This is a genomic window from Olsenella phocaeensis (assembly GCF_900120385.1).
GTDB lineage: Bacteria > Actinomycetota > Coriobacteriia > Coriobacteriales > Atopobiaceae > Olsenella_I > Olsenella_I phocaeensis.
The window spans coordinates 1666780-1687889 of the sequence record NZ_LT635494.1 but is presented as its reverse complement, the minus strand read 5'-3'; the positions used below and the strand labels follow the sequence as shown (position 1 = coordinate 1687889).

The window sequence follows — 21110 nt, the reverse complement described above, 5'->3', positions numbered from 1 at the left end:
GGCGCTCGGACGAGCACGTGCGCAAGATCATGAAGGAGCTCTATGCCTCCTTCATCACCCCCTTCGATCGCAACGATATCTCTGACCTGGCCCTCAAGATGGATGACATCGTGGACTACATCGAGGGCGTCTGCACGGGTCTGGACCTCTTCAACATGAGTGGCACCCGCGTCGAGGCGCGGCAGATGGCCGAGCTCACCCTGCAGGCCGTCAAGGAGCTCTGCGTGATGTTCGACCACCTGTCCGACTACAAGAGCGACTCCGTGGTCATGGAGAAGGCCATCGCCGTGGGCAACATCGAGGACGAGGGCGACAACGTCTACGAGCAGGGCCTGCGCAACCTCTTCCATGACGACACCCTGGACGAGGCGCGTCGCGGCCACGTGGTGGGCTGGATGCGCGTCTTCGACCGCATGGAGGGCTGCCTGGACGCCTGCGACGCCGCGGCGGGCGTCGTGCGCTCCGTGATCATGAAGAGCGCGTAGGGCAGGCAGGGCAGGGGCTGGGCGAGAGGGGCTCGGCTTCGGGCCTGCGGCCGCTCGCTCGACAACGCCCGGCGCGTCTTCGCGTTCGCGCGACAAAGTCCGGCGCGTCTCTCGCCTGTTCGACAACGTCCGACAACGCCCAGCGCGTCCCTGGTGCGCCCGACAACGTCTAACGCGTCTCTCGCCTGCTCGACAACGTCCAACGCGTCTCGAGTTCGCGCGACAACGTCCGGCGCGTCTCGAATTAGCGCGACAACGTCCAACGCGTCTTGTCGCTCCGCATCGCCCCAGTTGGCGCGCGACAGTCGCGCGCGTTGGGCGCTTTCGGCGCAAGCGGAGACGCGTTCGGCGCTCTCGACGCGGAGAGAGGCGCATTGGACGTTGCAGAGGCGCCATCGCACGCGTTCGGCGTGCACGGCGTCGAGTGGCGCGCACGAAACGCCGCCGGCGTTGAGTGGCGCGCGTCGGGCGCCCCCGCGACAGTCTCCGCACGCGTCGGACGCCCCGCGACAGGCCCCGCGGCGGAGAACGAGGAAGCAACTCGTAGCGCCTCCGCGTGCGAGCTACTCGCGCTTCCTGTCCAAATGGACCATTCGCGTCCTAACGGACTAGGGAGGTGCGAGGCAAGATGCTACGCTCTTCCAACAGTAACCCTAAGCTAACTCCTTGCGAGTCCCATCGGGCTGGCTCGTAGGGCTTCTCGGAAAGGAAGACTCATGAGCGCACGCATACCCGCAAACGGCGACGCAAACGCCGGCGCCGCCTCCACCACCCCCTCCACAGACCTGGGCCTCAAGGGGCGCGACCTCATAACCATCGGTATCTTCACGGCCCTCTACTTCGCGCTGACCATGATTCCCATGTTCGTCTCGGGCATCCACCCCATGGTCTGGGCGTTCTTCCCCGCCATGGCAGCCATCCTGGGGTCCGTCCCCTTCATGCTGCTGTGTTCACGCGTGCGGAAGCCCTTCGCCATCCTCATCATGGGCTCGGTGATGTGCCTCATCACCCTCACAGGCAGCTTCACGCCCCTCATCGTGGGGCTCTTCGTGGGCGGCGCTCTCCTGGCGGAGCTCGCGCGCTACCTGACCCACTACGAGCGCTACCTGGGCAACGCCGTCGCCTTCGCGTTCTTCTCCCTGGGCTGGCTGGGGTCGCCCCTGCCCATCTGGCTCTTCCACGACGCCTTCGCGGCCCACATCGCGCAGGCGGGCATGCCGGCCGAGTACGTCGCGCAGCTCGCCTCGGTCTCCGACCCCATCTGGATGGCGGCCTGCATAGGGGCGACCGTCGCGTGCGCGTGCCTTGGCTCCCTGCTCACGCGCGCGCTGTTCAGGAAGCACTTCGAGAGGGCGGGGCTCGTATAGTGGGACTCCCTGCCACCTCGCGTTCGCGGCAGGGGCATGGGGGAGAGGGGCGCGGCGGGCTCCTGAGGCTCGACCCGCGCACGCTCCTGGGGCTCCTCGTGGCTTCGACGCTGCTCTCGTTCCTCGGGCTTCCCCTGTGGCTCGAGGCGACCCTCGTCCTTGTGCTTGCCCTCCTCCAGGCGGCCTGCGGACATGCGGCGCTCGCCGTGCGCTCCGTCGTGACGTATGTCGTCGTGGTCGCTACGCTCGACCTCGTGCTGGCCCGGCTGGGCATCGTGTTCGTCTCGGCGTTCACCTACTCCCTCTCGCTTGCACGCTCCGTCTTCCTGTGCGGCATGTGCTGCGCCCTCATCGTCGCGGAGTGCAGCGTGCATCGCGCCGCAGCAGCGCTGCGTGCCCTACATGCGCCCGAGCCCCTCATCATTCCGTTCTCCACCACCCTGCGCTACTTCCCGACTCTCGTGCGGGACGCCGGCCACATCCGCGACGCCATGGCCCTGCGCGACATCCCTCTTCTCGAGCGCCTCGAGGCCTTTGTGGTGCCCCTCATGGTCTGCGCCACCAACACGGCCGACGACCTCTCGCGTGCGGCGGTGTGCCGGGGCATCGAGGACCCCTCGCGCGTGACGGACACCGAGGGCCTGCGCATGTGCATGGCCGACTGGGCTGCGCTCGCATCGGCGGCGCTCGCGGTGGCCGTGGTGCGCAGCGGGGTGCTCCTGTGAGCGCGCCGGTCCCCGTGGCGTCGCTGCGGGACGTCGGCTGCCTCGCAGGAAAGAGGGCCCTCCTGGCGGACGTGTGCCTCGACGTCGGGCCCGGCGAGTGCGTCCTGCTCTGCGGGCGCTCCGGCTCCGGCAAGACCACCCTCACCAAGTGCATGAACGGCCTCGTCCCCGCGCTCGAGCCGGGGCTCGAGCGCACGGGCGAGCTACGCGTCCTGGGCATGGAGCCCCTGTCGTGCGAGACCTGGGAGCTCACGCGCGTGGTCGGATCCGTCTTCCAGAACCCGAGGTCCCAGTTCTACCACCTCACGTCGACCGACGAGCTCGCCTTCGGCCTCGAGAACCGCGGGACCGACGCGGCCCGCATTGCCGCGCGCGTGCGCGAGGTGGTGTCGGACATGGGGCTGGAACGCCTCCTGGACCGCGACGTGTCCCGCATGAGCGGGGGAGAGAGGCAGGCGCTCGTGTTCGCCTCCGTCGCCGTGGCCGACCCGGAGCTCTACGTCCTGGACGAGCCCACCGCCAACCTGGACGAACGGGCGACGTCGGTGCTCCACGACCAGATCGCCGCCGTCCTCGCGCGGGGCAAGACCGTCGTGGTGGCCGAGCATCGCCTGGCCTTCCTCTCTGACCTCGTCACCAGGGCGCTCCTGGTCGAGGACGGACGCATCGTGCGAGAGATGGGCGCGGGCGAGCTCGCCTCCCTCACCGAGGGAGAGAGGCTGGCCCTGGGGCTGAGGGCGACGCTGCCGAGCCAGGTCCCCGCGCCCCACGTGGCTCCGGTGCCGTCCGAGGACGCCCCGGCGCTGGGAGAGGGCCTCTCCCTTCGCGGCCTCTCCGTGCTGCGTCATGGCAGGCAGGTCTTCTCTCCCCTGAGCCTCGACGCTCCCCGTGGCATGGTCACGGGAATCGTGGGTGCCAACGGCGCCGGCAAGTCCACCCTCCTGCGCGCCCTGGCCGGCCTCGAGCGACGGACCCAGGGCCGCGTGACGCTCGACGGCGTCCCGCAGTCGGGGCGCAGGCGGCGCAGGCGCTGCTCCATGGTCATGCAGGACGTCAACCACCAGCTGTTCAGCGACAGCGTGCGCGGGGAGTGCGAGCTCTCCTGCCGGGCGCGCGGGGACCTGGACGACCGTGGGGAGTACGGTGGCGTCGACGCCGTGCTCCGGTCGCTGGACCTCGCGGACCTCGCCGAGCGACACCCCATGTCGCTCTCCGGCGGTCAGAAGCAGCGCCTGGCAATAGCCTGCGCGATGCTCTCGGGCAGGCCCATCGCACTCTTCGACGAGCCGACGAGCGGCCTGGACCTCGGTCACATGATCGAGGTGAGCGCCCTCATGAGGATGCTCGCTGACGCGGGGACGGCCGTGCTCGTGGCGACGCACGACTGGGAGCTTCTTGACAGGTGCTGCGACCGGGTCTTCAGGCTGGAGGGACGGGGCGATGGAATGGCGGGGTGACGGGGACGACGCGATGCGGCTCCTGATGGACGAGCTCGACCAGGCCGACAACATGAGCGTGAGCAGGGAGGGGGAGGGCTGCCGCATCACGGTGAAGAGCGATTCCGGCACGGGGTCGATGCTCTTCTACGAGGTCATGCCCGGCGTCATTCTCACCTACAACGACTTCCACATGGCCGAGTGCTACTCGGGGTTCTCGCGGAGCTCCGACTACCTGAGCGTCAACCACTGCCGCGAGGGGCGCCTCGAGCAGCTCATGCCCGGCGGGACCTACTCCTACACCTCGGCGGGTGACCTCAAGCTCGACGACATCTCGCACCATGCGGGGAACTACGTCTTCCCCGTCGAGCACTACCACGGCATCAGCATCGGCTTCGACGTCGCGGCCTGCAGCGACGGCGTGAGGGAGGCCCTCGGGGACCAGGCCCCGGACGTCTCGGAGCTCCGCCGCCGATTCTGCCGCGGGGGGAGTCCCTACGTGCTGCATGACTTCACGGAGGCGGAGGAGGTCTTCGCGGGTCTCTACCACGTGCGCCCGGCCATCCGCAGGCCCTTCGCCCGCCTCCGGGCGCTCGAGCTGCTGCTCCTGCTCTCGCAGCTGGAGTACGACGAGTCCTGCCATGCCGTCGAGTACTTCACGCGCGCGCAGGTGCAGAAGGTCAAGGAGGCCCGCCGCATCATGGTGGCGGACCTCATGAGCATCCATACCGTGGGAGAGCTGGCGGCTTGCGTCGGCATGCCGACGACGGCCTTCAAGGCCTGCTTCAAGGGCGTCTTCGGCCTGCCGCCCTATGCCTACCTGCGCTCGTATCGCATGGAGCGGGCGGCCGCGTTGCTGCGGTCGGGCAAGCTGTCCGTTGCGGCCATCGGCGCCCAGGTGGGCTACGACAGTCCGTCCAAGTTCACCGCGGCCTTCAAGGCGGTCATGGGGCTCACCCCCACGTCCTACCGCCGGGGGCAGTAGGGCACGTGTCGCGGCACAGGCCCGGGAACTTTCCTGTCCGGACGGGCCATTCGAGGCCACATGGGGCGGAAGTGCCAGCTCCAAGCACATAGAGTCCCCTGTCAGGACGGATTCCTTGTCCCGCCGCAGACGTCGGCGGGCTTCCTGAGGCGATGGAGGTGCCTGTATGGCAGAGGCCAGCGGAAGCGGTGGCAGGATTGGCGTCCCTGACGGTGGGGGCGGAAAGGGACGGAGAAGGGACACGCGTGGCTGGGTCTCCACGCTCCTCTCGTACGCTGGACGCTGCCGGGGCAAGATGGCGGCCTCGGTGCTGCTCTCGCTCCTGAGCGTGGGGGCGGGACTGGTGCCCTACTATGCGATCTATCGCGTGCTCGACGTGGTGCTCTTGGGGGGCGGCTGGGACGGGGTCGTGCCCTGGCTCGTCGTGGCGGTCGTGGCCCACGTCGCCACACGCCTGCTCTTCGCGGGCTCCACGCTCCTCTCGCACATCTCCGCCTACACCATCCTGGCCGACCTGCGCTACGACGTGGCGAGGAAGCTCATGCGCGCATCGCTGGGCACCGCCACCTCCAAGGGCGTGGGATCGCTCAAAAACCTGCTCGTGGACCGCATCGAGTCCATCGAGGTGCCTCTCGCCCACATGATCCCCGAGCTCACGGGCAACCTGCTGCTCTCGCTGGGCATCCTCGCGTGGCTGTGGGCGGTGGACTGGCGCATGGCCCTGGCCTGCGCGGCGACCGTCCCCGTGGGCTTCCTCGTGTTCGCGAGCGGCTTTGCCAGCTACAACAGGATGTACGCCGGCTACATGGAGGCGAGCGACCACGTCAACAGCGTGATGGTCGAGTACATAGAGGGCATCCGCGTGGTGAAGGCCTTCAACCAGACCTCGGGGTCCTACAGGCGCTATGCGGACGCCGTGCGGGCGTTTCGCGACTACACGCTGGGATGGTTCAAGGCGACCTGGGTCACGCAGAACCTCGCCCTGGCGGTCATTCCCACCACGCTCCTGGGCGTGGTGCCCGCCGGCCTTGCGCTCTACCTCGAAGGCAGTCTCGACGCCGCCCAGTTCGCCCTCTGTTGCGTGCTCGCCCTGGCCGTGGTCATGCCCGTCACCTACCTGGGCGCCAGCTTCAACGTCGCCAACAACGTCTCCTACGCCATCGCGGACGCGAGGGAGTTCCTCGACCTTCCCGAGCTCCCCCAGCCCAGTGCCCGTGCGGACGTGCGGGGGCGGGGACTCGTCTTCGAGGGCGTGTGCTTCTCGTACGGGGAAGGTCGCGACGAGGTGCTGCACGGCGTCGACCTGGAGGTGGGGGAGGGCGAGTTCCTGGCCCTGGTTGGCCCCTCCGGCTCGGGCAAGTCGACCATCGCGCGGCTCGTCGCCCGCCACTGGGACGTCACTGCGGGCTCGGTGCGCATAGGTGGGCGAGACGTGCGCGACATGCCGCTCGACCAGCTCTCGGAGCTGGTGAGCTACGTGTCGCAGGACGACTACCTGCTGGCAGGGACCCTGCTCGACAACGTGCGCCTGGGGAGGCCGGGCGCCACGGACGAGGAGGTCCTGGCTGCCGCACGGGCCGCGAGCTGCGAGGAGTTCGTCTCTCGCCTGCCCCAGGGGTGGCAGACGCCGGCGGGCGAGGCGGGCCATGCCCTCTCGGGCGGGGAGCGGCAGCGCATCTGCATCGCGCGGGCGATCCTCAAGGACGCGCCGATCGTCGTCTTCGACGAGGCGACTGCCTTCGCCGACCCCCAGAACGAGGCGCGCATTCAGGCCTCGGTGGCCCATCTGGCCAGGGGAAAGACCCTGGTGGTCATCGCGCACCGCCTCTCGACCATCACGGGGGCGGACCAGATCGCCGTGGTGAGCGAGGGGGCGATAGTTGCGCGTGGCACCCACGAGCAGCTCCTGGAGGGTTGCGAGCTGTATCGGGGCATGTGGCAGGCGCACGTGGGGGCCAGCTCCTGGGCGGCGGGGTCGCGCGGTGCAGCGGGTGCCTCGGAAGCGTCGGACAAGAAGGGGGATGACCGGTCATGCTGAGGGTCATCAGGAGGATCGTCGCGTGGTGTGGCTCGTATGGCTGGCGCGTCTACCTGGGCATGGCCATCTCTGTCCTGAGCGCGATCGCCATCGCGTCGCCCGCCTTCGTGGCGGCGCTTACCATGGGGCGTGTGGTCGAGGACGCCCAGGGAGGAGCCCCGCCCGACCCCTCCCTGGTGTGGCAGAGCGCGCTCGCGATCCTGGCCTGCGTGCTCCTGCGCTTCGCGGTCTCCTACGCGAAGAACCGCATCCAGGAGAGCGTGGGCTACGAGCGCGCGCCGGAGGTCCGCATAGAGGTCGGCGACGTGCTCAAGCGCGTGCCCCTGGGATACTTCTCGCGGGTGAGCACAGGTGACATACTCTCGACCGTGACCACCAACCTCTCGACCCTCGAGCTGGAGGGCGTGCGCCAGGCCGACGCCGCAGTGGGCGGCTACCTCTCTGCCGCGGTCATCACGGCGTGGCTCTTCTCGGTGAGCCCCTGGTGCGGCATGGTGTCGGTGTGCGCCGTCCTGGCTACCCTCCCCACCCTGAGGGCGGTCAACCGCGCGAGCGCCCGCCTCGCCGCCCGGGCGCATGCCGACCAGGAGCGCCTGTCCGGCTCGGTCGTGGAGCTCTTCAGGGGGCTGGGCATGGCGAAGTCCTACGGACATGCGGGCGCCGTGCTGAGGCCCTTCTCGGACGACGTCGACGCGCTGAGCGCCACGCGCGTCTCCATAGAGAAGGCCTACACGCCCATCAACGCGCTGCACAAGGGCATCCTGGAAGTCGCCTCGGTGGCGCTGCTGGGGGTCGCCGCCGCAGGGGCGCTGGCGGGGGAGGTGCCGCTCTGGAGCTTCGTGGGCATAGCGCTCTTCTCGACCACCATCTTCGGTGCCATCGGACGGCTGACCGACGCCGCCCACATGTTTGCCGACCTCGATGACGTGCTCGACCGCCTGGAGCGCATAGAGAAGGCCCCGTTCATCGACGGGGACGGGCGGGACGTGGTGCCGGAGCGCCACGACATACGCCTCGAGCACGTGAGCTTCTCGTACGAGGGACGCGACGGCGTCAGGCGAGAGGTGCTGCACGACGTGAGCCTGGACGTCCCGGAGGGATCGACCTGCGCGATTGTGGGGCCGAGCGGCTCGGGCAAGACCACCGTCTCGGGCCTCATGGCGCGCTTCTGGGACGTCGACTCCGGCAGGGTGTGCGTGGGCGGACACGACGTGCGCGAGTTCACCTGCGACAGCCTTCTGCAGAACTTCTCGATGGTGTTCCAGGACGTCTACCTCTTCGACGACACGATAGAGGCGAACATCGCCTTCGGGTGCGAGGGGGCCACGCACGAGCAGGTGGTCAAGGCGGCGCGGCGCGCGCGGTGCGACGAGTTCGTGAGCCAGCTGCCGCAGGGCTACGACACGGTGGTGGGAGAGGGTGGGAGTGCCCTCTCGGGCGGCGAGCGCCAGCGCGTCTCCATCGCGCGAGCCCTGCTCAAGGACGCTCCCATCGTCATCCTCGACGAGGCGACCGCCAGCATGGACCCCGAGAACGAGAGGCTGGTGCAGCTCGCGCTCACGGAGCTGACGTGCGACAAGACCGTCGTGGTCATCGCGCACCGCCTGCCCACGGTGGAGCAGGCCGACCAGATCCTGGTCATGGACCAGGGTCGCATAGTGCAGCGGGGCACGCACCGGGAGCTTCTGGAGCGAGAGGGGCTCTACCGCGACTTCGTGGAGGCACGTGCCCAGGCCGAGGGCTGGCGATTGGGCTAGGCTTCGGACTGGGCCCGAACGGGCTCCCGCCCCCAGGATCCTGCGGCGTTGAGCGTGCATGACGCGCCTCGCGTCCAGCGTTGACGTCGCCGGATGCGTCTCGCGCCTGTTCGACAACGTCCGGCGCGTCCCTGGCGCGCCCGAAAACGTCGGATGCGTCCCTGGCGCGCCCGAAAACGTCTAATGCGTCTCTCTCCTGTTCGACAACGTCCAGCGCGTCTCGAATTAGCGCGAAAACGTCCAACGCGTCTTGTCGCTCCGCATCGCCCCAGTTGGCGCGACGCCGCCGCGCGCGTTGGGCGCTCTCGGCGCAAACGGAGACGCGTTCGACGCTCTCGATGCGGGGAGGGGCGTGTTCGACGTTGCCGAAGCGCCATCGCGCGCGTTGGACGCTCTCGATGCGGAGAGAGACGCACCTGGCGTCGTCGTGGCACCGACTCACGTGTTCGACGCTCTCGATGCGGAGAGACGCGCGCCGGGCGCTATCGCTGCGAGCCTCGCACGTGCGAGACGCCATCGCTGCGGAGAAGAGCACGCCCTCGCGGTCGCTGCGCCCAACAGCTACGCCAGGGTCGCCGCAAACCCCAACAGCTCGTCCACGTCCTCCTGTCGCGTGGCCCAGGAGCAGACGAAGCGGATGACCTCCTCGCCCGTGGGCAGGCCGGCGAAGGTCTCGGAGCCGACGACCGCGTCGAAGGCGCGTGCCTGCTCCGGGGACACCACGAAGAACTGCTGGTTGGTGGGAGAGTCCAGGTAGCTCCTGAAGCCGAGCCGTGCCATACCTTCCCTCAGGTGCGCGGCGCAGGCGTTGGCCTGCCGCGCCAGCCTCCAATAGAGCGCCTCGCCGTCGCGGTCGCCGTTCCCCTCGCCGTCGTCGCGCTCGAAGGCGGCCTCGAACTGAACGCCCAGGAGGCGCCCCTTGGCCATGAGGCCGCCCCTCTCCTTCACCAGATAGGGGAAGCTCCGCTTGAGCTCGGGGTCGGCGATGACCATCGCCTCGCCGAAGAGCATGCCGTTCTTGGTTCCGCCGATGTAGAAGGCACTCGTGCGCTCGGCGATGTGCGTCAGGCTGAGGTCGTTGCCCTCGCTGGTGAGGGCGCTGCCCAGCCGCGCCCCGTCGACGAAGACCTTGAGCTCGTGCCCCTGGGCCCAGTCGCAGATGGCGTCGAAGCGCTCGCGACTCCACACGCCCCCGAACTCGGTCGAGTTGGTGATGTAGACCAACTTGGGAAGGGTCATGTGCCGCCCGGTGAGGGTCTGTCGCGCGTACACCTGCTCGGCCTGCTCTACCGAGAGGAAGCCGTCTGCGTCCTGGGTGGGTAGCACGGTGCGTCCACAGGCGGCGATGGCGCCGGTTTCGTGCACGTTGATGTGGGCGTCCTTAGTGCAGATGACGCCCTCCCAGTCGTGCAGCATGCCGGTCACGCCCACAACGTTAGCCGAGGTGCCGCCGATGCAGAACTCCACATTCACGTTGTCGCGGCCCACCTCGGCGCGAATGAGCTCGCGGGCCCGCTCGCAGTGAGGGTCTCCCTCGGTGTATCCCACGCACTGCTCGTCGTTGCTGCGAACGAGGGCGTCCAGGATCTGGGGTGCCGCGCCCTCGGAGTAGTCGTTCTTGAACATGCGCATGCCGCGCTCCTCTCGCCTTGCCGTTTCGTCCCGTCCATGGTGGCACCGTGCGTGCGGGCAGGGGCACATCGTGCGGACGGGCGGGGGGCAAAAGGAAACAAAAAAGGCGGCGGAGAGAGAGGCCTTCCCTCCGCCGCCGATGCCGCGTTGGCTGGGGTAGTAGGATTCGAACCCACATTCCAGGCACCAAAAACCCGTGTCCTAACCGTTGGACGATACCCCAGTGCGCTCGCCGCGCTGGGCTTGCTTCGCCCCAGTCACGCAAGCAAGGTGTAGCAGGCAGATTGTAGCAGCTGGGCAGACGGTCCGCCAGACGGGCATGGGCGCTCCTGCCAGGACGTGCCAGGACGCGCCTGGACGTGCCGACCGGTCCGCTCGCCGCGCGTCGTCGTTGCGATTCACGAGTTCGTGCCGACGGGCCTCTCCCCATGCTATGTTCGAGGCGTGGACGTCCGGGCACAGGGGTCGGACGCGCCAGGGGCAGGGGGCCGGCGGCTCATGATGAAGGCGATCCAGCGCTTCGGCGGCGCCATGTTCGTTCCCGTGATGCTCTTCACCTTCGCGGGGGTGGTCATAGGCCTTGGCACGCTCTTCACCACGTCCAGCCTCATGGGTCCCCTCGCCGCGGAGTCCAGTGCCTGGGGACAGTTCTGGCGGGTCGTCCTCGCCGGCGGCTGGACCGTCTTCAACCAGCTCCCCCTGCTCTTTGCGGCATCGCTGCCCATTGGGCTCGCCCGCAAGTAGGCGAGTCGCTGCTGCATGGAGGCACTCGTCGGCTACCTCAGCTTCAACTACTTCGTCGGTGCGATTCTAGGCGTCTGGGGTCCGGAGCTCGGCGTCGACTTCGCCACGGAGCCCGGCGGCGCCTCCGGCCTCGCGCTCGTGGCGGGAATCAAGACCCTCGACATGGGCATGGTGGGTGCCCTCGTGGTCTCGGGCATCGTCATAGCCCTGCACGACCGCTTCTTCGACACCCGTCTGCCGGAGTGGTTGGGCGTCTTCTCGGGCTCGACCTTCGTGTACATGCTCTCGTTCTGCGCCATGCTGCCCCTGGCCGGCGTGGCGGTGCTCGTCTGGCCGCGCATCCAGGCAGGAATGTGCCTGCTGCAGGCGGCCATCGTTGGCGCGGGCACGCTGGGGGTGGGGGCCTTCGTCTTCCTCGAGAGGGTGCTCATCCCCTTTGGGCTGCACCATCTCCTCTATGCGCCGGCATACTACGACAACGTGGTGGTGAGCGGGGGCATCTATGCCGCCTGGGCCAACGCCCTTCCCCAGCTCGCGGCCAGTACGGCCCCGCTCAAGGAGCTCGCGCCCTGGGCCGCCATCACGGCCACGGGCTGGTCCAAGCTCTTCGGGACGCCGGGCATCGCCGCCGCCATGTACGTCACCGCCCGGCCCCAGAACCGCCGACGCCTCCTGGCGCTCCTCGTGCCTGCCACGCTCACGGCCGTGCTCTGCGGCGTGACGGAGCCGCTCGAGTTCACCTTCCTCTTCGTGGCCCCGCCGCTCTTCGTGATGCACGCCGCCCTCGCGGCCCTGCTCTCGATGGCGATCAACCTGTTGGGGGTCGTCGGAGTCTTCTCGGGTGGCCTGATAGAGATGTCGTCCTTCAACTTCGTCCCCCTCGCCGCCACCCACGGAGGCTCCTACCTCGCGGCCCTTGGCGTGGGTGTCTGCTTCGCCCTGCTGTACTTCGTCACGTTCCGTGCGCTCATCCTGCACTTCGACTTCCTGACTCCCGGCAGGGGAGTGGGGCCCGAGTTCGAGCTTGGAAGCAAGGGCGCCTTCCGCTCGCTCCACGGCATGGAGCAGCCGGCGGTCCCCTCTGACGACCGAGACGAGCTGGCGGCGCGCCTCCTCGAGCTCCTGGGAGGGCCGCAGAACGTGGAGGACGTGAGCTGCTGCGCCACCCGCCTGCGCGTGAGCGTGGCAGACCCTGCGCTCGTCGCCGCGGACGATGAGTTCGTGTGTGCCGGGGCCGTCGGCGTCATGCGCCGCGGACAGGCCCTGCAGGTCGTGGTGGGACTCTCCGTGGCAACGGTGCTCGAACGCCTCTGCGACCTCATCGAGGGCTGACGTCGATACGGGGGTTGCGCGCGCCTCTCGCTCATGTGCCATGCCGCGGGAGACATGATGTGGGTGGACCTCCCTGCCGCCACAGGGGCGATGTGGGTGAGAGTAACCGCCGCAAGCCCGTTGTGGGCGCTTCTCTCCTCCGCAAGCCACCCACTTCGGCCCTCTCGCGCGGGAAGTTTCGCGGGGACGCCGCCACCCTCCCGCGCGGGGAGTTTCGCCGATTTCGCCGATTCCGCCCCCGCACCCTCGGACCTGCCCCTAGCGCCTCGAGACCGTGTTGAAGCAGAAGGCGTCCGGATGGTGCCTGACCTGCGTGTACTCGAACATCACGCCGTCGGAGTTGTACGACTGGCTCTCCACCACCGCCACGCAGTTGTAGGGGCCGAGCTCGAGGTAGCTGCAGTCCTCGTCCGTGGCGAGCTGCACCGTGATGCTGCGTCTGCTGGTGAGGATGCGCATGCCCAGTCGCTCCTCCAGGAAGGAGTAGACCGATTCCTCGGCCACCTCTGCGGTGAGGCCGGGGGCGGCGGAGGCCAGGAAGTAGTCGTGGTCCACCTGTCGTGCCACCCCGTCGAGCGACCTCACGCGGACGACGCGCAGGAGCTCCGTGCCTTCGGCGAAGCCCGTGCGATGCGCGAGCCCCGCGCTGCAGACAACATGTTCAAATGACTTGACCGAGGTGCTGGGCTCGAGACCGTTGCGTCGTGCGTACTCGCCGAAGGACTCCACGCCCTCGAGCACGCCCTGGGTGCTGTGGTCCTTGCGCTGCCAGATGACGCGCACGCCACGGCCGTGCATGGGCTGCACGTAGGCGTCGTCCGCGAGCATCGAGAGGGCGCGCCTCAGGGCGTTGCGGGAGCAGCCGTACTCCTCGGTGAGGGTGCTCTCGGGGGGAAGAAACTCCTGGTAGGCATAGCTCCCCTCCTGGATCTTGCCCTTGAGGTCACGGTAGATCCCCTCGAAGATCGCCCTTGGCATGCCACTCTCCCTGCTCATCTCGCCGTCCGCGTCGCGCACCCTAGCCTAACTCTGCGGCGACGGACGCCGCGCACATCCAACCCAGGGCTTCCAAAACTGCAGAAGATGGTAGCGCGACAGGGTCCGCCCCCGCCTAGGTTAGACGTCCACTAAAGCTCGTTTAGTCCGTTTATCGGCAGAATCGACCGTTCAGGTCTAAGTTGTTCAAACAAGTAGTACAGGCTAGCTATATATGCAGTCAAGAGGGACGCGAGGCGTCCTTAGGCAAGAGGGACGCAAGGCGTCCCAGGACGTGCGGATGCCGGTGCCAGGGCGTGCCGGTGCGGGTGCTGAAGAGGAGAGAGACATGAAGGCGAACGACATCAGCAGGCGTGGCTTCATCGGCATGGGCGCGACGGGGCTCCTTGGCCTCGCGCTCGCGGGCTGTGGCAAGTCGGGCGACGCCGGCAGCGCAAGCTCCGGCAGTGGCGACGCCAAGAAGGGCTCGGTCTACTACCTCAACTTCAAGCCCGAGGCGGACGAGCAGTGGCAGGCCCTGGCCAAGGCATACACGGAGGAGACGGGAATTCCCGTGTCCGTCGTGACCGCCGCGTCCGACACCTACGAGGAGAAGCTCCAGAGCGAGATGTCCAAGAGCTCCGCCCCCACCCTCTTCCAGGTCAACGGTCCCGTGGGCCTGCAGAACTGGAAGGACTACTGCATAGACCTCAGCGGCAGCCAGGTCTACGGCGAGCTCTCTAACCCGGCCCTCGCGCTCAAGGCGGACGGCAAGGTCTACGGCATCGACTACGTCGAGGAGGACTACGGCATCATCTACAACAAGGAGCTGCTCCAGAAGGCAGGCTACTCCGAGGCCGACATCACCAGCTTCGCGAGCCTGAAGAAGATTGCCGACGACATCCAGGCCCGCAGGGACGAGCTGGGCGTGAAGGGCGCCTTCACCAGCGCGGGCATGGACTCCAGCTCCAACTGGCGCTACACCACCCACCTCGCCAACATGCCCATCTACTACGAGCTCAAGGCCGACGGCGAGGAGGACACCGACGCCATCAAGGGCACCTACCTGCCCAACTACAAGGACATCTTCGACCTCTACATCACCGATAGCACCGTCGACCCCGCTCAGCTCGCCTCCAAGACCGGCGACGACGCGGTCAACGAGTTCGTGAATGGCGAGGCCGTCTTCTACCAGAACGGCACCTGGTCCTACAAGGACGTCAAGTCCCTGGGCGACGACAAGCTGGGCATGCTGCCCCTCTACATCGGCGCTGCGGGCGAGGAGAAGCAGGGCATGTGCTCCGGCGGCGAGAACTACTGGTGCGTGAACAGCCAGGCCTCCGCCGACGACCAGCAGGCTACCCTCGACTTCCTCTACTGGGTCGTCACCTCCGACAAGGGCACCACCGCCCTCGCCGACGGCATGGGCTTCACCTGCCCCTTCAATTCCGCCAAGGAGACCGCCAACCCCTTCGCCAAGATCGCCAAGAAGGCCGTCGAGGACGGCAAGGAGCCCGTCACCTGGGCCTTCGTCCACATTCCCTCCGAGGAATGGAAGAAGGGCCTCTCCAGCGCGCTGACCGCCTATGCCGCCGGAACCGCCGGCTGGGACGGCGTCCAGGCAGCCTTCGTGGACGGCTGGGCGAAGGAGAAGGCCGCGACCGCCTAGGCGCATCCCTCCTCCGCGATGACGTCATCCCGGGGCGGTCGGCTCGCGCGCCGCCCGCCCCTGCGACCTGAGAAGGGAACGCGTGCATGGTTAAGTCACTCAGGAAGTGGTGGCCGCTCTTCGTGCTGCCCACGGCGCTCTCGTTCGTCTTCGGCTTCGTCATCCCGTTCGCCGAGGGCGCCTACCTCTCGTTCTGCCAGTTCATCAGCATCTCCAACCCGACCTTCGTCGGCCTGAGCAACTATGCGGCCGCTCTCTCTGACCCGCAGTTCGCGCACGCCTTCTGGCTCACGGCGCTCTTCACCGTGACGGTCACTGTGCTGGTCAACGTCATAGCCCTGGCCATCGCGCTAGCCTTTACTCGCAGCCGTCTCTGGGGCACCAACGCCTTCCGCACGGTCTTCTTCATGCCCAACCTCATCGGCGGCATCGTGCTGGGCTACATCTGGCAGATTCTCATCAACTGCGTCCTGGCTAACGTCGGCCAGCAGCTCCTGGCCCTCAACACCCACGCGGGCTTCTGGGGCCTGGTGGTCCTCACCCTCTGGCAGCAGATCGGCTACATGATGATCATCTACATCGCCGGTCTGCAGTCCATCCCCAGCGACTACCTCGAGGCGGCCAAGGTGGATGGGGCCAACGCCTGGCAGACGCTGTGGAAGGTCAAGATCCCCAACCTCATGCCCACCATCACCATCTGCCTCTTCCTCACCATCACCAACGGCTTCAAGCTCTTCGACCAGAACCTCGCGCTCACGGGCGGAGAGCCGAGCCACTCGAGCGAGCTCCTCGCCCTGAACATCTACAGCACCTTCTACTCGAGGGCAGGAGCCAAGTGGATGGGCATCGGGCAGGCCAAGGCCGTCATCTTCTGCCTTCTGGTCATCGCCATCTCGCTCGTCCAGCTCAGGCTCACCAAGTCCAAGGAGGTGCAGCAGTAATGCAAAGGGAGAGAACCATCAACCGCGTGCTCTCGGCCTTCTTCACCGTGCTGAGCCTGGCGTGGGTGTACCCCATGTTCATGATCCTCATGAACTCGCTCAAGGACGAGTCGAGCATCGGGACCAGCACGGCCTTCGAGCTGGTGGGGCCCCAGAACGCGGCGGGGCTTGCGAACTACGTGAGCGCCCTCTCGAAGCAGGGCTTCGCCTCTGCCTTCGCCTACTCGCTCGTCATCACCGTGACCTCGGTCGCGCTGATACTCGTGTGCTGCTCCATGTGCGCCTGGTACGTTGTGCGCGTGAACAGCCGACTCTGCAAGGGCCTGTACTACCTCTTCGTCTTTTCGATGGTCGTGCCCTTCCAGATGCTCATGTTCACCCTCTCCAACGTGGCCGACTCCATGGGCCTCAACACGCCGTTCAACATCTGCTTCATCTACCTGGGCTTCGGCGCGGGCCTGGCGGTCTTCATGTTCGCGGGCTTCGTCAAGACGATCCCGCTCGAGATAGAGGAGGCCGCCACCATCGACGGCTGCAACCCCGTGCAGACCTTCTTTCACGTGGTGCTCCCCATCATGAAGCCCACCTACATCTCGGTCGGAATCCTCGAGACCATGTGGGTGTGGAACGACTACCTCCTGCCCTACCTGGTCCTGGACAGCACCAAGTACAAGACCATACCCATCCTGATCCAGTACTTCCGCGGCGGCTACGGCCACGTGGAGCTGGGGCCCATGATGGCCTGCATCATGATGGTCATCGTCCCCATCGTCGTGGTGTACCTGGTCTGCCAGCGCTACATCATAAGCGGCGTGGTCTCGGGCGCGGTCAAGGGCTAGTCTCGCAACTACCACGGGCGCCCGCACCGGGCGCAGGGCATGAAAGGCAAGGAAGATGGCACAGATCGTCCTCAAGAACATCAAGAAGGTCTATCCCAACGAGCGGGGCCGCCGTGGCCTCTTCGGACGCCGCCGCGAGGAGGAGCGCAAGAGCAACCTGGAGGTCACCTCCGAGGGCGTCGTGGCCGTGCAGGACTTCGATCTCACGGTGGGCGACGGCGAGTTCGTGGTGCTGGTGGGGCCCTCGGGCTGCGGCAAGTCCACCACCCTGCGCATGATCGCCGGCCTGGAGGACATCAGCTCCGGTGACCTGCTCATCGACGGCCGTCGCGTGAACGACGTGGCCCCCAAGGACCGCGACATCGCCATGGTCTTCCAGAGCTACGCCCTGTACCCAAACATGACGGTGTACGAGAACATGGCCTTCACCCTCAAGCTCAAGAAGGTCGACCCCGCCGAGATAGACCGCAAGGTCCGCGACGCCGCCGAGACCCTGGGCATCACCCCCTACCTCGACCGCAAGCCCAAGGCGCTATCGGGCGGGCAGCGCCAGCGCGTGGCCATCGGCCGTGCCATCGTGCGCGACCCCAAGGTCTTCCTCATGGACGAGCCCCTCTCCAACCTCGACGCGAAGCTGCGCAACCAGATGCGTGCCGAGCTCATCAAGCTGCGCCACAAGGTGAGCGGGACCTTTATCTACGTCACGCACGACCAGACCGAGGCCATGACCCTGGGCGACCGCATCGTGATCATGAAGGACGGCTACGTCCAGCAGATCGGCACTCCGCAGGAGGTCTTCAACCATCCCGCCAACCTCTTTGTGGCCGGCTTCATCGGCATGCCCCAGATGAACTTCTTCGACGCCCATCTGGTGCACGTGGGCAACGAGTACCACCTCGAGACGAGCGACCACGACATAGCGCTCGCCCCCCAGACCTGCAACAGGCTCTCCGAGTCTTGGGTCGATGGCACCTCCAAGGTCGTCGCCGGCGTGCGCCCGGAGCAGATCTCGCTCGCACGCGAGGACGACCCCGATGCCATTTCGGGCACGGTGGAGGTCTCGGAGCTCATGGGCTCCACGGTCCACGTGCATGTGACGGTCGAGGGCAGCGAGCTCGTCCTGGTCATCCCCACGGTCGACTTCGAACGCGAGGGCGGCAGCTTTGCCGACGGCGAGCGCATCAGCTTCAAGTTCGACCAGAACGCCATCCACCTCTTTGACAAGGAGAGCGGCAAGAACCTCGTCAGGTCGTAGTCGCCACTCTCTGTGCGGCTCGGCTCGAGGGTCCCGGCCCGGACGGACGGGCCGGGGCCAAACCGTTCGAAAAAAACCGACGCGATGACGTCATCTGCGTCCCGCTATCGTGGGTCCAGGGCGGCGAGAGGAGCTGGGACATGGAGCGTGCGAGCGGAATCCTGATGCCGGTGTTCTCCCTGCCCGGACCAGGGGGCATCGGCGGCTTCGGGCGGGCCGCGAGGGAGTTCGTGGACTTTCTCGCCCAGAGCGACCAGCGCTACTGGCAGCTGCTCCCGCTCACCACCACGGGCTACGGCGACTCGCCCTACCAGTCGTTCTCGGCCCATGCGGGAAACCCCAACCTCATAGACCTGGAGGACCTCGTGTGCCGAGGTTGGCTCGAGGAGGGCGAGCTCGCCGCTGCGGAGCTGGGGGGGACGACCCCTGCCGCATAGACTACGGCGCCGTCTTCCACGGGCGGCGCGCCCTCCTGGAGCGCGTCCTGCCGCGCTTCGCTGCCCGGCCGCCGGAGGGCCTCGACGGCTTCGTCCGCCGCAACGAGTCCTGGCTCGCCCCCTACTGCCAGTTCATGGTGGCAAAGGAGGAGTTTGGCCTGAGGCCCTTCTGGGAGTGGCCGGAGTAGTTCCGCCGCCCGGGGTCCGCGGTCCGCGCACTCTGTGACGGGAGACGCGAGCGCCACCTCTACCACCAGATGACCCAGTACCTCTTCTTCGGCCAGTGGTCCCGCCTCAAGGGCTACGCCAACGGGCGCGGCGTGCGCGTCATAGGCGACATCCCCATCTACGTCTCGCGCGACTCGGCCGAGATGTGGTCTGCCCCCGAGCTCTTCATGACGGACGAGACGGGCGCGCCCACGCTGGTCGCGGGGACGCCGCCCGACCAGTTCTCGGCCACGGGCCAGTACTGGGGCAATCCCATCTACGACTGGGAGCGCATGGGGGCCGATNGCCTTGGCGTTTCCGCCTGACAGGTGACCACGCCTGACAGGTGACCACGCCTGACAGGTGACCACGCCCGTGCCTGACGACTTCATCGCACGTGTGGATTAAGGCAACGTTATGGTTTGGCTCACGTTTCCCTCAGGGTCGTGGCACATCATGGGCTTGCAACCGAAGGACCCCGTCTAAGGAGACGTCATGTGGGAACGCAGCGAGCTCAAGGAGAAGGGCAAGGCCAGCCTCAGGGCCAACTACTGGAAGACCGTCCTGGTGGCGCTCGTGGTCACCTTCGTGATCGGCGGCGGCGCCGGGGGAGCCAGCGCGTTCAGCTCGGCGGCGAGCGGCATGGCCGCCCTCATGGGGCTCGGGCCCGCCGCCTCGACCTCGGAGCAGCACTATGAGCTGGAGGAGAGCACCGAGGCCGAGCACGGACACGAGGAAGGCACGGATTCCGCCGCGGGCAGGAACGACGCGTCGGCGTCCGCCGGAAGGGACTCCGGCATCGCCTCCTCCACCCCGGTGGCAGAGCGCCAGGACGCGGGCGAGGAGCTCGGCTCCGCGCAGATGGCGGCGGTGTTCCTGCCCCTGGTGATCCTGTTCTGCCTCTTCATGCTGCTGGTGGTCGTGGCCATAATCGCCCTGGACATCCTGGTCCTTCAGCCCCTGCTGGTGGGCACGTCCCGCTTCTTCCTGAGGAACCTCAACCAGCGCGCCGAGGTGGGCGAGTGCGGGCGGGGCTTCGACCGCAACTACGCGGAGAACGTGAAGACCCTCTTCTTCCGCGAGCTCTACGTCCTCCTGTGGAGCCTCCTGCTCGTGGTCCCCGGCATCGTCAAGAGCTACGAGTACCGCATGATCCCGTACCTGCTCGCCGACGACCCCAAGCTGACCCGCGAGGAGGCCTTCGCCCAGAGCAAGGCCCTCATGGACGGCAACAAGTGGAAGGCCTTCGTGCTCGACCTCTCGTTCTTGGGCTGGGACCTGCTCTCGCTCGCGACCCTGGGCATTCTGGACGTCTTCTATGTGGCGCCCTACAGGCAGATGACCTACGCCGCCCTCTACGAGGCGCTGCGCTACGGGAGCGACTCCCGCGTGCTGCCGGTGGCGTCCGACGAGGCCGCGCCCGTTGCACCCGACCAGTCTTCACCCGTCGCGCCTGAGGGGCTGCAGGGCTAGCCTGCCAGCGCTACCATCGAATGTCCAAGGCCGCCCGGACTCGAGGTCCGGGCGGCGCGCGCGAAGGGAGCAGGGATGGCCGGGGACGGACTCCACACGGTCCTCGTCGCCGACGACGAGGACGAGATACGCGAGGTGCTGCGCCTCTACCTCCAGAACGCGGGCTACCGCGTCGCCGAGGCGGCCGACGGCAGGGAGGCCCTGCGCCTCCTGCGCGAGGAGCCCGTCGACATCTGCCTCCTGGACATCATGATGCCGCAGCTCGACGGCTACGAGGTGCTGAGGCAGCTGCGCGCGGAGCGACCCACGCCCGTGGTGCTCATCTCCGCCAAGGGCCAGGATGCCGAGAAGGTCATCGGCCTCGACCTGGGTGCCGACGACTACCTGGTGAAGCCCTTCAACCCGCTCGAAGCGGTGGCGCGGGTCAACTCGCTCATGCGCCGCGTGTACGACATCGACGCCCGACCGCTGCCCTCGGGCGGAGGGGCCGTGCGGACGACGTCGTCCCTGCCCGTCTCGCCGAGGCTTGTGGTGCGCGACCTGGAGCTGGATCTCGACGCCTGCCGCCTCGCCCGGGCGGGGGAGGCGGTGGAGCTCACACCGGTCGAGTACCGGATTATGGAGCTCATGATGTCCCACCCCGGCAGGGTCTTCACCAAGAGGCAGATTTACGAGGCCGGGTGGGAGGAGCGCTACCTCGCGGCAGAGAACAACGTGATGGTCTGCATCAGCAAGCTGCGCGCCAAGCTCTCGGACGAGCCGGGCGCCTACATCAGCACGGTGCGCGGCCTGGGATACAGGCTCGAGGGGTAG

The 21110-nt window shown here is 67.5% G+C and carries 18 protein-coding genes, 1 tRNA gene and 1 pseudogene; 17 read left to right on the top strand and 3 right to left on the bottom strand.

Translation table 11 applies throughout. The features are described from left to right. From BQ7388_RS08200 to BQ7388_RS08170, 7 genes are all read left to right on the top strand, one after another. Positions 1-485: DUF47 domain-containing protein (locus tag BQ7388_RS08200; RefSeq protein WP_072500240.1), on the top strand; the 485-nt coding region annotated here is incomplete at its 5' end. 716 nt (positions 486-1201) lie between these two features. After that, a complete protein-coding gene (locus BQ7388_RS08195; protein ID WP_072500239.1) occupies positions 1202-1852 on the top strand; it encodes an MptD family putative ECF transporter S component in 651 nt (216 codons plus the stop codon). Further along, positions 1852-2577 (top strand): energy-coupling factor transporter transmembrane component T, encoded by a 726-nt coding sequence (locus BQ7388_RS08190; protein WP_072500238.1) that lies wholly within the window; start codon positions 1852-1854, stop codon positions 2575-2577. Before BQ7388_RS08195 ends, BQ7388_RS08190 begins: the two co-directional genes overlap by 1 nt. Continuing rightward, positions 2574-4034 (top strand): ABC transporter ATP-binding protein, encoded by a 1461-nt coding sequence (locus tag BQ7388_RS08185; RefSeq protein ID WP_200781454.1) that lies wholly within the window; start codon positions 2574-2576, stop codon positions 4032-4034. The genes BQ7388_RS08190 and BQ7388_RS08185 overlap by 4 nt, the downstream gene beginning before the upstream one ends. Next, positions 4018-4998 (top strand): helix-turn-helix domain-containing protein, encoded by a 981-nt coding sequence (locus BQ7388_RS08180; RefSeq protein ID WP_083558329.1) that lies wholly within the window; start codon positions 4018-4020, stop codon positions 4996-4998. Before BQ7388_RS08185 ends, BQ7388_RS08180 begins: the two co-directional genes overlap by 17 nt. A gap of 166 nt (positions 4999-5164) precedes the next feature. Further along, positions 5165-7036 (top strand): ABC transporter ATP-binding protein, encoded by a 1872-nt coding sequence (locus BQ7388_RS08175; RefSeq protein WP_200781453.1) that lies wholly within the window; start codon positions 5165-5167, stop codon positions 7034-7036. Beyond that, a complete protein-coding gene (locus BQ7388_RS08170) occupies positions 7030-8793 on the top strand; it encodes an ABC transporter ATP-binding protein (RefSeq protein WP_072500237.1) in 1764 nt (587 codons plus the stop codon). Before BQ7388_RS08175 ends, BQ7388_RS08170 begins: the two co-directional genes overlap by 7 nt. 561 nt (positions 8794-9354) lie before the next feature. On the opposite strand, the gene BQ7388_RS08165 is transcribed toward BQ7388_RS08170, so the two are convergent. After that, the gene (locus tag BQ7388_RS08165; protein ID WP_072500236.1) at positions 9355-10425 is read right to left on the bottom strand and encodes a threonine aldolase family protein; all 1071 of its coding nucleotides are present in this window, start codon (positions 10423-10425) and stop codon (positions 9355-9357) included. 148 nt (positions 10426-10573) lie between these two features. After that, a tRNA-Gln gene (locus BQ7388_RS08160) sits at positions 10574-10648 on the bottom strand. A gap of 275 nt (positions 10649-10923) precedes the next feature. On the opposite strand from BQ7388_RS08160, the gene BQ7388_RS13070 reads away from it, so the two are divergent. Together BQ7388_RS13070 and BQ7388_RS08155 are read left to right on the top strand one after the other, a co-directional pair. Continuing rightward, positions 10924-11169, top strand: coding sequence for a PTS mannitol transporter subunit IIABC (locus BQ7388_RS13070; protein ID WP_234946903.1), 246 nt, complete (start codon positions 10924-10926; stop codon positions 11167-11169). Positions 11170-11184: 15 nt separating this feature from the next. Then, positions 11185-12501 carry a PTS transporter subunit EIIC gene (locus BQ7388_RS08155; RefSeq protein WP_234946902.1) on the top strand — a complete coding sequence of 439 codons (1317 nt, stop codon included), beginning with the start codon at positions 11185-11187 and terminating at the stop codon, positions 12499-12501. Positions 12502-12759: 258 nt separating this feature from the next. Here BQ7388_RS08155 and BQ7388_RS08150 read toward each other — a convergent pair whose 3' ends face one another. Continuing rightward, complete coding sequence (locus BQ7388_RS08150) at positions 12760-13479, bottom strand: GntR family transcriptional regulator (RefSeq protein ID WP_009278586.1); 720 nt, start codon at positions 13477-13479, stop codon at positions 12760-12762. 346 nt (positions 13480-13825) lie between these two features. On the opposite strand from BQ7388_RS08150, the gene BQ7388_RS08145 reads away from it, so the two are divergent. The 8 genes and pseudogenes from BQ7388_RS08145 to BQ7388_RS08105 all read left to right on the top strand — a co-directional run bounded on the left by BQ7388_RS08145 (position 13826) and on the right by BQ7388_RS08105 (position 21110). Continuing rightward, entirely contained in the window at positions 13826-15145 is a 1320-nt protein-coding gene (locus BQ7388_RS08145) for an ABC transporter substrate-binding protein (RefSeq protein ID WP_072500235.1), read from the top strand. A gap of 86 nt (positions 15146-15231) precedes the next feature. After that, complete coding sequence (locus BQ7388_RS08140; protein WP_072500234.1) at positions 15232-16086, top strand: carbohydrate ABC transporter permease; 855 nt, start codon at positions 15232-15234, stop codon at positions 16084-16086. Beyond that, positions 16086-16925 carry a carbohydrate ABC transporter permease gene (locus BQ7388_RS08135; RefSeq protein WP_009278589.1) on the top strand — a complete coding sequence of 280 codons (840 nt, stop codon included), beginning with the start codon at positions 16086-16088 and terminating at the stop codon, positions 16923-16925. The genes BQ7388_RS08140 and BQ7388_RS08135 overlap by 1 nt, the downstream gene beginning before the upstream one ends. Positions 16926-16980: 55 nt before the next feature. Continuing rightward, a complete protein-coding gene (locus BQ7388_RS08130) occupies positions 16981-18180 on the top strand; it encodes an ABC transporter ATP-binding protein (protein ID WP_072500233.1) in 1200 nt (399 codons plus the stop codon). A 140-nt stretch (positions 18181-18320) separates the two neighbouring features. Next, a complete protein-coding gene (locus tag BQ7388_RS13245; RefSeq protein WP_083558328.1) occupies positions 18321-18617 on the top strand; it encodes a 4-alpha-glucanotransferase in 297 nt (98 codons plus the stop codon). Further along, positions 18548-19150 (top strand): annotated as a pseudogene (locus BQ7388_RS13065) (4-alpha-glucanotransferase). The gene BQ7388_RS13245 and the pseudogene BQ7388_RS13065 overlap by 70 nt, the downstream one beginning before the upstream one ends. Positions 19151-19319: 169 nt before the next feature. Beyond that, positions 19320-20297 (top strand): DUF975 family protein, encoded by a 978-nt coding sequence (locus tag BQ7388_RS12715; protein ID WP_072500230.1) that lies wholly within the window; start codon positions 19320-19322, stop codon positions 20295-20297. Between the two features lie 75 nt (positions 20298-20372). Continuing rightward, on the top strand, positions 20373-21110 hold the full coding sequence (locus BQ7388_RS08105; protein WP_072500229.1) for a response regulator transcription factor: 738 nt from the start codon (positions 20373-20375) through the stop codon (positions 21108-21110).